Annotated in this window: 9 protein-coding genes; all 9 read right to left on the bottom strand. The window is 59.0% G+C overall.

What is annotated here, in order from left to right; genetic code table 11:
* Positions 1-61: 61 nt before the first annotated feature.
* A complete protein-coding gene (locus tag AC2A6O_RS06790) occupies positions 62-376 on the bottom strand; it encodes a hypothetical protein (RefSeq protein ID WP_498926251.1) in 315 nt (104 codons plus the stop codon).
* An 85-nt stretch (positions 377-461) separates the two neighbouring features.
* Complete coding sequence (locus AC2A6O_RS06795) at positions 462-1,292, bottom strand: dipeptide ABC transporter ATP-binding protein (protein ID WP_148582892.1); 831 nt, start codon at positions 1,290-1,292, stop codon at positions 462-464.
* Position 1,293: 1 nt separating this feature from the next.
* Complete coding sequence (locus AC2A6O_RS06800; RefSeq protein WP_148582893.1) at positions 1,294-2,130, bottom strand: ABC transporter ATP-binding protein; 837 nt, start codon at positions 2,128-2,130, stop codon at positions 1,294-1,296.
* A 3-nt stretch (positions 2,131-2,133) separates the two neighbouring features.
* A complete protein-coding gene (locus tag AC2A6O_RS06805; protein ID WP_162854993.1) occupies positions 2,134-3,063 on the bottom strand; it encodes an ABC transporter permease subunit in 930 nt (309 codons plus the stop codon).
* Between the two features lie 16 nt (positions 3,064-3,079).
* Positions 3,080-4,087, bottom strand: coding sequence for an ABC transporter permease subunit (locus tag AC2A6O_RS06810; RefSeq protein ID WP_148582894.1), 1,008 nt, complete (start codon positions 4,085-4,087; stop codon positions 3,080-3,082).
* Positions 4,088-4,205: 118 nt separating this feature from the next.
* Entirely contained in the window at positions 4,206-5,810 is a 1,605-nt protein-coding gene (locus tag AC2A6O_RS06815) for an ABC transporter substrate-binding protein (protein WP_148582895.1), read from the bottom strand.
* Positions 5,811-6,106: 296 nt separating this feature from the next.
* Positions 6,107-7,600 (bottom strand): glycerol kinase GlpK, encoded by a 1,494-nt coding sequence (gene glpK / locus AC2A6O_RS06820; protein WP_498926252.1) that lies wholly within the window; start codon positions 7,598-7,600, stop codon positions 6,107-6,109.
* Positions 7,601-7,676: 76 nt separating this feature from the next.
* Positions 7,677-9,197, bottom strand: coding sequence for a glycerol-3-phosphate dehydrogenase (glpD, locus tag AC2A6O_RS06825; RefSeq protein ID WP_148582897.1), 1,521 nt, complete (start codon positions 9,195-9,197; stop codon positions 7,677-7,679).
* 180 nt (positions 9,198-9,377) lie between these two features.
* The gene (locus AC2A6O_RS06830) at positions 9,378-11,669 is read right to left on the bottom strand and encodes a mechanosensitive ion channel domain-containing protein (RefSeq protein WP_498926253.1); all 2,292 of its coding nucleotides are present in this window, start codon (positions 11,667-11,669) and stop codon (positions 9,378-9,380) included.
* Between the last annotated feature and the right edge of the window lie 96 nt (positions 11,670-11,765).

An 11,765-nucleotide genomic window follows, 5' to 3' on the forward strand; every position in this document is an offset into this window, starting at 1 on the left:
TTGCGGTTTGGCTGAGCAATTCCCCGGAAGCCGGCGGAACGACCACCTGACAAAATGGGCGTTACTTCCAACTCCGTTTCCAACCGAAACCAATCACCCAGAGCACAGCAAAACACGCCAGGGTGAGAATGATGCTCAGCACAAACGAGTCGAGATGGAGGAATTTCTTGAGCGGGTAGGATGCGAAAATCGCCAGGCCAATAAGGGCCCCTGTCGCGAGGTTTGATTGCGGTATTCGATGAATGGCAACCGGTGAGAGCGCCACGGCGACAACTCCAAACAGGATCGATGAGTGGAGGTAACTCAAGCCCAGGAAAGCGGCGCAGAAAACGACGGCCAGAACAATTGCCAATATGATGATGAAATAGGAATTCAAGTCAGCTCCCTCCAACGAAAAGAACCCTGCCCGATCTGGGCAAGGTTCTGTTATTCGCGACGACGGACTGCAATCTTGCGCTGGCTCAGGCAGCCTTGGCAGCCAGGCGTTTCCTGATGCTGTCCACATCCGCCCGCGGCGTCGCAGCGAACAGTGTCTTGGTGTAGTCGTGCTGCGGGTTTTCGAACACTTCATCCCGCGTGCCGTATTCCACCACTTCACCGAAGTACATCACCATCACCTTGTCGGCGATGTAGCGCACCACTGACAGGTCGTGAGAGATGAACACATAGGTGAGACCCATCTCTTCCTGAAGATCGGCAAGAAGGTTCAGGATCTGGGCCTGGACCGACAGATCGAGCGCGGAAACTGGCTCATCGAGCACCAGCAGCTTCGGCTTCATCATGATTGCCCGCGCAATCGCGATGCGCTGACGCTGTCCGCCGGAGAACATATGCGGATAGCGGCCGTAGTGTTCCGGCTGCAGACCAACCTTCTCCAGCATCTGAAGTGCCAGATCGCGGCGCTCTGCCGACGGCATGTCGGTGTTGAGCAGCAGCGGCTCTTCCAGCACATGACCGATCTTCTGACGCGGGTTCAGCGACCCATAGGGGTTCTGGAACACGATCTGCACCTTCTGGCGCATTTCCTTCGAAATCCCGGTCTGCGAGATATCGATCGGCAACCCGTCGATCTCGATCAGGCCGGAGGTCTGCGCGTCGATCATGGTGAGCATCCGGGCAAGGGTCGACTTGCCACAGCCGCTTTCACCGACCACCGCCAGGGTGCTTCCGCGTTCCACGTCCAGGCTCACACCCTTGACGGCCGTCAGGGTCGACGCCTTCTTGAACATGCCACCCTTGATGTCATAGGTCCGGTAGAGATCGCGGACCTTGAGGATCACATCGCCAGCCATCTCAGAAACCTCCTGCTTCGGCAAAGTCACTCACCGTCGGCAAGCGGTCGCCTGTGGCATTTTCCGGCAGGGCCGACAGCAATGCCTTCGTGTACGGGTTCTTGGGATTTTCGAAGAGGGTCAGCACGTCGGCCTCCTCCATCTTGCGGCCCTTGTACTGCACGATGACACGGTCGGCGGTTTCGGCAACCACGCCCATGTCGTGGGTGATCATGATCAGCCCCATGCCGCTGTCCTGCTGAAGCTGGACCAGAAGATCCAGGATCTGCTTCTGGATCGTGACATCCAGGGCTGTCGTCGGCTCATCGGCAATCAGCAACTTCGGGGCGCAGGCAATCGCCATGGCGATCATCACGCGCTGGCACTGGCCGCCGGACATCTGGTGCGGAAAGGCGGACAGACGCTCGCCCGGGTTCGGAATGCCGACGGAGGTCAGAATTTCCACCACCCGGTCCCGGGCCTGACGGCCTTTCAGCCCCATGTGGGTCTTCAGCGTTTCGCCAAGCTGAAAGCCTACGGTGAAACACGGGTTGAGACTGGCGATCGGCTCCTGGAAGATCATCGAGATGTCCTTGCCGATCACCCGGCGCCGATCCCTGGACGACAGGGTCCGCAGGTCAAGACCCTCGAATTCCATCTTGTCGGCGGTGATCGTTGCCGTATCCGGCAACAGACCCATGGTTGCCAGCATGGCAACGGATTTTCCGGACCCGGACTCGCCGACGATGGCCAGAACCTCACCCCCATCGACCGTATAATCGACCCCGTCCAGGGCCTTGAACGGGCCCTTGGCGGTGTCGAACTCGACCTTCAGGTTTCTGATTTCAAGAAGCGGCATCGCTTAGCTCCTCTTCAGCTTCGGATCGAGCGCATCACGCAGGCCGTCGCCGACCAGGTTGATGGCAAGAACGGTGACCAGGATCGCAAGGCCCGGGAAGGTGACCACCCACCAGGCGCGCAGAATGAATTCGCGCGCCTCGGCCAGCATAGTGCCCCATTCCGGGGTCGGCGGCTGCGCGCCCATGCCCAGAAAGCCAAGCGCGGCCGCATCCAGGATCGCGTTGGAAAAGGACAGCGTGGCCTGAACGATCAGCGGTGCCAGGCAGTTCGGCAGGATCGTCTTGAACATCAGCCGTATGTGACCGGCTCCAGCCACCTTGGCCGCGACGACATAGTCTCGCGTGCGTTCGGACAAAACAGCCGCACGGGTCAGCCGCACGAAATGCGGCTGCAGGACGATGGCAATCGCGATCATGGCGTTGATCAGCCCCGGCCCCAGGATGGCGACGAGCACCAGAGCCAGCAGGAGCGACGGGAATGCCAGAATGATGTCCATCACACGCATGATCAGCGTGTCGGTCATGCCGCGCACGTAGCCCGCAACAAGGCCGATCACGACACCGCCCACAAGGGCGATGGTGACCACGACGACACCGATGAACAGCGAGAAGCGCGCACCGAAGATGAGACGCGACAGCATATCGCGGCCAACTGCATCCGTTCCCAGCAGGAATGCGGCCTTGCCGCCCTCCTCCCAGAAGGGAGGAACGAGGAAACTGTCGCGGTACTGGAAGTCGGGGTCATGCGGCGCGATCAACGGTGCCAGGAGGGCCATGAGGACCAGAAGCACGAAGATCACGAGACCGATCACGGCGCCCTTGTTCTGCGAGAAGTAGTACCAGAACTCCAGAAGCTGCGCCTTGGTGGCGTTGCGGCTCTCGGCCTGGAGCTTGGTCGGATCGGCTTTCGAAGCCGGCGAGGTATTTGTCATTTTCCTTGTCCCCGGCTCAGTTGTAACGAATTCGCGGATTGATCAGGCCGTAGAGCACGTCAACGATCAGGTTGACCAGCATGATGATCCCGGCGATCAGCAGCAGACCGCCCTGGACCACGAAGTAGTCGCGGCGGGAGATACTGTCGACAAGCCACTTGCCGATGCCCGGCCAGGAGAAAATCGTCTCCGTCAGGATGGCGCCTGCGAGAAGCACCCCGACCTGCAGACCGATGGTGGTCACCACCGGGATCAGGGCATTGCGCAGCGCATGCAGACCGATGACCGCACGCGGCGGCAGCCCCTTTGCCCGGGCGGTGCGCACATAGTCTTCTCCCAGAACCTCGAGCATGGCGGACCGGGTCTGTCGCGCGATGACGGCCATCGGAATGGTCGCCAGCACGATGGAAGGCAGGATCAGGTGACTGACAGCTGACAGGAACGCCCCCTTCTCGCCGGACAGCAGACTGTCGATCAGCATGAACCCGGTGACCTGCGGGAAGAAGAACATCAGTGATATGCGCCCGGAGACCGGTGTCCAGCCGAGCGTCCCGGAAAACAGGATGATCAGCAGCAGGCCCCACCAGAAGATCGGCATCGAATAGCCGACCAGGGCTGTTCCCATGATGGCCTGATCGGCGATCGATCCGCGCTTCACGGCCGCGAAGATGCCGGCGGGAATGCCAAGGCAGATGGCGATGATGATGGCGCAAAGAGCCAGCTCGGCAGTTGCCGGAAACAGCGTCAGGAATTCATCGAGCACAGGCTTCTTCGACACGAAGGAGATGCCCAGATCTCCGTGGAAGATGCCGGTGATGTAGTCGAGATATTGATGCCAAAGCGGTTTGTCGAACCCAAGCTGGCCAAGGACCTGAGCCCTCCGCTCATCAGATATACCGCGCTCGCCGGCGAGCAGCTCGGCGGGATCGCCCGGCAGCATGCGGATAAACGAAAAGGCGACGAGAGTGACACCAAAGAATGTCGGTATCAACAGACCGAGACGGCCTAGAAGAAAGCGAAGCATGTCAGGTTCCAGATACAAAGAGCCAGCGGAAGCGACCTGATGTCAGGAGGGCATCCGCCGGCCAGAATGTCTGAAGGCGCCGGCATTGCTGCCAGCGCCTCCTTCGACTTGGGCGGACTTATTCCGCGACGTCCACACCTTCAAAGTTGTGACCGCCAAGCGGGTCCATGACGTATCCGGTGACCTTGGAGGACATCGGCATGAAGACGACCGAGTGGGCGATGGTTGCCCACGGAGCCTGCTCCTTGAACACGACCTGCGCTTCTTCGTAGAGCTTGGTACGCTCTTCCTTGCTGGTCACGGACTTTGCCTTCATGATCAAGGCGTCGAACTCTTCATTGCACCACTGGGCGCGGTTAGAGCCGCCGACACCGTCACAGCCGAGCAGAACAGCCAGGAAGTTGTCCGGATCGCCGTTGTCACCGGTCCAGCCGAGAAGCACGGCACCGTCACGATCTTCCGCCTTGGAACGGGACAGGTATTCACCCCATTCGTAGGAAACGATCTCGACGTTCACACCGACGTTCGCGAAATCGGCCTGCATGACTTCAGCCATACGGCGGGCGTTCGGGTTGTACGGACGCTGTACCGGCATTGCCCAGATCTTCATGGAAAGATCGGAGACACCGGCGGCTTCCAGCATTTCCTTGGCCAGTTCCGGATTGTAGTCGTCGTCTTCAACGGCGTCGTTGTAGGACCACATGGTCGGCGGGATCGGGTTCTTCGCAGCCTGGCCGGAGCCCTGGAAAACTGCGTCGAGGATCGCCTGCTTGTTGATCGCGTGGTTCAGCGCCTTGCGGACTTCCGGCTTGTCGAACGGAGCCTGCTTGGTGTTGTAGGCAAGGTAGCCCACGTTCAGGCCTTGCTGTTCCAGCAGGGTCAGATTGCCATCATCCCTGATATCGGCGATGTCGGCCGGTGCCGGATACGGCATGATATGACATTCACCGGCCTTCAGCTTCTGAAGGCGCACGGCTGCATCCGGAGTGATCGCGAAGATCAGGTTGTCGACCGGCTGCTTGCCACGCCAGTAATCCGGGTTGGCCGCATAACGGATCACGGCATCTTTCTGATAACCCACGAAAGAGAACGGACCGGTGCCGACCGGCTGCTGGTTGAGCAGTTCCTTGGTGCCGGCAGCTTCGAGCTGATCAGCATATTCGGCGGAGACGATGGAAGCGAAGTCCATCGCCAGGTTGGCGATCATCGGAGCTTCCGGGCGGTTCAAGACGAATTTGACCGTGTAATCGTCAACCTTGACGATTTCCTTGATCAGATCCGGCATGGACATGCCGTCGAAATACTCCCACGAGCTGCCGGCGGTGTATTCGTGCCACGGATTGTCCTTCTTGAGCTGACGCTCAAAGGTGAAGACCACGTCGTCTGCATTGAATTCACGGGTCGGCGTGAAGAAGCTGGTGGTGTGGAACTTTACACCCTTACGCAGCTTGAAAGTGTATTCCAGGCCATCTTCGGAAACTTCCCAGCTCTCAGCCAGGCCCGGCTGTACTTCGGTCGTACCGGGCTTGAACTCGACAAGACGGTTGTAGACCGGCTTGGAGGAAGCGTCGAACGTCGTACCAGCGGTGTAAAGTGCAGCATCAAAGCCTTCAGGTGACCCTTCCGAGCAATAAACCAGGTTTTTTGCAGAAGCACCGGTTGCTGCAATCACAGCAAGGCTTACGCCAAGAAGGGATGCCTTCAAGGTTTTTTGGAAATTCATCAAACTGTTCTCCCCTTGATGAAGTGCAAGGGCCTTGCGTCGTTGAATCGCGCAATGGAGTTAAGCCCAAGCCAGCGCAAACTAAGGCGTTTTTTTGTTAGAAAATCAACTACCAACATATTTCTAATTTGACGACCTTATTGAAATTATTTTGCTAGGTAAGAGTTACTGCCGTAAATTTTTAACACGCTCCTTTGAGCAAAGGAGAAACAAATACCGCCATGGCAGTTTTTCCACCTATCTGCTAACCGACTGAAAATTATAGGCTCCCGCGACATCAGGAGCCTACGGAATTGTCAGTCCTGCGTGGAACGCGTTCGTTTGACGGCATCCTGCCATCCGGCAAGCAATCTTGTCCGCTCACTTTCCTGTAACTGTGGTTCGAAGCGCTTTTCCAGCTTCCACTCCGCCGAAAAAGCCTCGGCACCGGGCCAGATTCCCGCCTTTGACCCGGCAAGCCACGCCGCGCCGAGGGCGGTTGTTTCCGGCACCGTAGGCCGGTCGACCGGCGCTCCAAGAATATCAGCCAGAAATTGCATCGTCCAATCGGATGCCGTCATGCCGCCATCGACACGCAGAACCGGCTGCTCGGCTTCCGGCCAGTCCGCCCGCATGGCCTCGATCAGATCGCTTGTCTGATAGCCGACGCTCTGCAGCACGGCGCGGGAAATTTCCTTCGGACCCGTGTTGCGGGTCAGACCGAACAGCGCCCCCCGCGCGTCCGCATCCCAGTAAGGCGCTCCCAGACCGACAAAGGCGGGCACAAGATAGACGTCCTGGTTCGGATCCGCCTGCTCGGCAAGCGACTGGGAGTCGCCGGCGTTTTCGATGAGCCCCAGACCATCCCGCAGCCACTGGACGGCAGCACCGGCAATGAAGATGGATCCTTCCAGCGCATAAGTGGTTTCGCCATTCAGCCTGTAGGCAATGGTCGTCAGCATGCGGTTGCTGGACTGGACCGGTTTGGAACCGGTGTTCATCAGCGCAAAGCAGCCAGTGCCGTAAGTGGACTTGACCATACCTGGCTCGAAGCAGGCCTGCCCGACCGTTGCGGCCTGCTGGTCGCCGGCAACACCCGTGATCGGTATCGCCCGGCCAAACAACTCGGTGTCGGTGACGCCGAATTCATCAGCGCTGTCCTTGACGTCGGGCAGCAGGCCATGCGGGATGTTGAGAAGCTTGCAGAGCTCCTCGTCCCACGTGTTGTCGTGAATGTTGTAGATCAGTGTCCGGGAGGCGTTGGTGGCATCTGTTGCATGCACCTTTCCGCCCGTAAGCTGCCAGATCAGCCAGGTATCGACGGTTCCGAAAGCGAGCTCTCCACGCTCGGCGCGCTCACGCACACCATCGACGTTGTCCAGGATCCAGGCGATCTTGGTTCCGGAAAAATAAGGGTCGAGCAGCAGGCCGGTCTTGGCCGCGAAGGTGTCTTCCCGGCCGTCAGCCCGCAATTTCGCACAGAAATCCGCGGTGCGCCGGTCTTGCCAGACAATGGCGTTGTAGACGGGCTCGCCTGTTGACCGGTCCCAGACAAGCGTGGTTTCGCGCTGGTTGGTGATCCCGATCGCGGCAACGTCCGCTCCGCCGGAGGGCGCTTTTTCCAGGGCTTCGCGGCACACGCGCAGCGTGCTCGCCCAAATGTCGGCCGGGGAATGTTCCACCCATCCCGACTTCGGGAAATGTTGCGGAAATTCCTGCTGCCCCACACTGACTGGTTGGAAATCGTCGCCGAAGACAATTGCCCGGCTCGACGTCGTGCCCTGGTCTATTGCCAAAACACATCCGGCCATGGCGCACCTCCCGTTTTCTTCTTGTCATGAAAACTGCCGGCAAGGCCGGCAGGTCCCCTGGTTCCCTTTGACGAAACTATGCCGCAGCGCCGGCCTGCTCTGCAAGATACGCCGACAGATAGGTATCCAGCTCAGCCGCTTCCTCCCGGTTGAGCCGCAACCCCAGCTTCGTCCGGCGCCACAGAATGTCCTGCGCGGTGCGAGCCCATTCGCGGCGGACCAGCCACTTCACTTCCGCTTCATGGAGATTGTAGCCAAAGCAGCGGCCGAGATCTTCGAGCGTCTTCGCCTCTCCCAGGATGAAGCGTGCATCCGTGCCGTAGTGACGGATCAGACGGGTGGCGAAAACCTTGTCCAGGAACGGAAAATCAGCCTCAAGTCGAGCGACCTCGGCCTCAAAGTCGCTCACCTTGAAATCACCGCCGGGCAGGGGCGCATAGGCGGTCCACACCCCGCGTTTCAACGGGAGATACGGCTCCAGCTTCTCCAGAACATGCTCTGCCAGCTTGCGGTAGGTCGTGATCTTGCCACCGAAGACGGACAGGATCGCCGGTTTGGCGTCGCCGACATCCAGTTCCAGCACATAGTCGCGCGTTGCCGCCTTGGCGTCCTTTGCGCCATCGTCGTAAAGCGGGCGGACGCCGGAATAGGTATGGACCACATCTTCAGGCGTGATCGCGTTTTCCAGATACTCACTCGCCGCCTTGCACAGATAGGCAATCTCGTCCTTCGAGATCTCCACCTTGCCCAGATCGTCGTGAAAATCGACATCGGTCGTGCCGATCAGCGTGAAGTCGTTTTCGTAAGGAATGGCGAAGACAATCCGGCCATCGCCGTTCTGGAAGATAAAGCAGCGGTCATGCTCGAACTGGCGCTTGACGATGATGTGGCTGCCCTTCACCAGGCGAACGCTGGAACTGTTGTTCGCGCCGGTCACACCGTTCAGCATGTCGGCAACCCAGGGGCCCGCCGCATTGACCAGCACGTTGGCGGTAACGGTCTTCTCCTCGCCGCTTGCCAGGTCCTTCAGCACGACCTGCCAGAGATCTCCCTCCCGCCGCGCGCTGATGCATTTGGTCCGGGTCAGGATGTCCGCTCCACGATCGGCCGCATCCCGTGCATTGAGAACGACGAGACGGGCGTCGTCCACCCAGCAGTCCGAATATTCGAACCCCTTTTTGAAAAGCTTCTTCAGCCCCTGCGAGAACGGTGCCTGGTCCAGACGAACGGTCCTGGTGGCCGGCAGCAGTTCGCGGCCACCCAGATGGTCATAGAGGAACAAGCCAAGCCGCAGGAGCCATGCCGGGCGCAGGTCCTTGTGGTGCGGCAGGATAAACCGCAGAGGCCAGGCGATATGGGGCGCGGCCCGCCACAAGACTTCTCGCTCTTTCAGCGCTTTGCGCACCAGGCCGAACTCATAATATTCCAGGTAGCGCAGGCCGCCGTGGATGAGTTTGGTCGAGGCCGATGACGTTGCGCCGGCAAGGTCACCCATTTCGACCAGAAGAACCGAAGCCCCCCGGCCGACCGCGTCGCGGGCGACGCCCGTTCCGTTGATGCCCCCACCGATGATCAAAAGATCGTAATCCGCAGCCATAACTATTCCCGGCCTGTGTTTTTGCGTCTCAGGATTGAAAATGAAAATAAAACGAAACTTCTCGAAATTCAATCAACAATTTATCGCACCAAGACGAAAGACCCCGACAAGAGGCTCGCACCTCCATCGGGGTCAGACAATCTACCTGGAATACGCAAGGCATTGAATCAACGACTATTCTCAGTCTTCAGCCGGTGCATCGTCCTCAAGCGGACCCGATGACACGTCAACCTTCTTGCTCTGTTTCGGTTTGCTGCCGTCCTCGACGAAAGGCGGCGTCGCCGAATGGTAGGTAACCTGCGGGAACGGAATTTCGATATCCCGCTCATCGAACACCTGTTTGATAAATTCGTTATACGCCCGCCCGACGCTCCACTGATCTCCGGGAAGGGTCTTGATACGGCCACGGATATCGATGGAGCTGGCACCAAAATTGGTGACGCCGTGCATTTCGAAATCGCCGATGATGCTGGATCCGAGATCCGATTTCTGCAGCCTGCGGAAAGCTTCCAGCATGGCCTCCTTGGCGTCGGTGATATTCGTGTCGTAGGAAACACCGATCAGCGCGACATAATAGGCGAAGCCGCGCATGAAGTTGGACACCATGTCGACCGAAGAAAACGGAATGATATGGGTCGTTCCGTCAAGATCGCGCATGCGCACGGACCGGACGGTGAGCCCTTCGACTGTGCCCGTTATTCCGGCAACGGTAACAACGTCGCCTTCGTTGATGGCATTCTCGATCTGGATGAAGGCACCGGTGATGATGTCCTTGACCAGGGTCTGCGCACCGAAGGAAATCGCCAGACCGACAACACCGGCACCGGCGATCAGCGGGCCGATATCAACGCCGACTTCCGACAGGGACAAAAGCAGCGCCATCACGACGATGACGACCGTCGACGCGTTCCGGAACAACTGAAACAGTGTGCGCTCGCGGGCGGTCACGATGTGTCCGGAACGCGATTGCAGCCTGAGATCCACCCAGGACATGACAGCCAGCCAGATCAGGAAGGCGACGAGCAGAACCAGGAAGGCGGATCCGTAGCTGCTGAGAAGCTGCACACCGGCTTCGCTTACCAGCCACTCGGCTATCGTCAACACACCCCAGATTTCCAGAAGCAACAGCACGGTTGCCAAGAACACGGCAAACCGGATGAACTTCAAAAGGCGCGGCACGAAAGCGTTCAGCCGGCTCTGAAGCGCCGGAAGGGTCCGGTTCAAATCGTCCGGCAGGCGGATCCCGCCCTTGATGGCTTTGGTAACGACCAGCGAAATGGCCATACCCGCCATGATGGTCAGGATCGACAGCCCCGTCGCTCGCAAGATGATGGTCGTGGCGTCGAACGGCCGGGTGATCCAGATGATGAAGACCGCCGCGATATATCCAAAGGCAGCCAGATGCCAGAGCTTGCCGACCAGAACGAGCGCGCGCTTGGCAAGAACGCTCTGCATGTGTTCGGCGTAATCCCGGGCACCCGCGTTAACGCGCTGCCTGTTCCGGTACACCAGAACCAGCAGATAGACCATGCCAAGAAGCACGACGATGAACCGCAAGGCGTTGCCCAGAACGAAGGAGACTGCAACATTGGCAATCGGCACCGCCAGAAACACGCCGTAGATCATCCAGTACATGAACAGCCGCAGACGACCGTACCAGTAAAGCGAACTCTCATCGGTGAACGGCAGAAGACGCAGCTCCGGACGGCCCGGCGCAAAGATGAAGCGCAGCGAGACATTGGCCATTCCGAGAATGAAGAATGCGTTCAGCGCCAGGCTTTCCTGCAACGTGACGCCGGCCTTTATTTCACCCAGATTCGCCAGTGCGGCCGCGTTGCCGACCGCCCACCCGATGCCGACCGTAATCGCATCGACAACCGACGTCAGGACCAGAACGAAAGTCCGGGTCAGCCCGCCGCCATAGCGCGCATAAACCGACATGCGCGGATAGAGCCGTTTGGCAATCAACTGGCTGACAAGAAAACCTGCATAGGCAGCGAAAAGAACGACGACCACCTGAAGCGCAATATCTTTCACCCGGTCCCATTTGACGGGAATATCACCACGCGCAACAAGCACCAGTCCATTCAACGAACGCACGGCCTGTTGCAGCAGATAGCTCGCATCATCCACGAGCGAGCGCGTGTATTCGCCGATCCGCAAGGCGAAGTTATCCTGCTGCAGGGGCGGCGAGGCTCCCTCTGCGGGAGTTGCGGCTTCGCTTCCGGGAACCTGCCTGTCACCATCGGCGGGCGGCTTGCTGCCGGCATTCTTTTTCAACAGGTCAATCAGCTCGGCCCGGCTTTTGGGGTCGTTCAGGACTTTTATCAGCTCCTGGTTCGCCTGTTCGACATCAGCGGGTGAGGACTGCTCCTGCGCCGCGGACTTGCCTCCGCTTTCTTGAGCCAGAACAGGAGCCATTCCGGCGAAGATCATCATCAGTGCAAAGAGGCAGCAGCGCAAAATCGTCATTTCCAACCCTTGTTATTTTCCAAAAGGCCAGTGGGCATCCGGCCATGGCAGGGACAATATGGAGGAACGACGCACGATGAAAAGGCTCAGTCTGCT

It is taken from the genome of Labrenzia sp. ATLA3, from assembly GCF_057180185.1.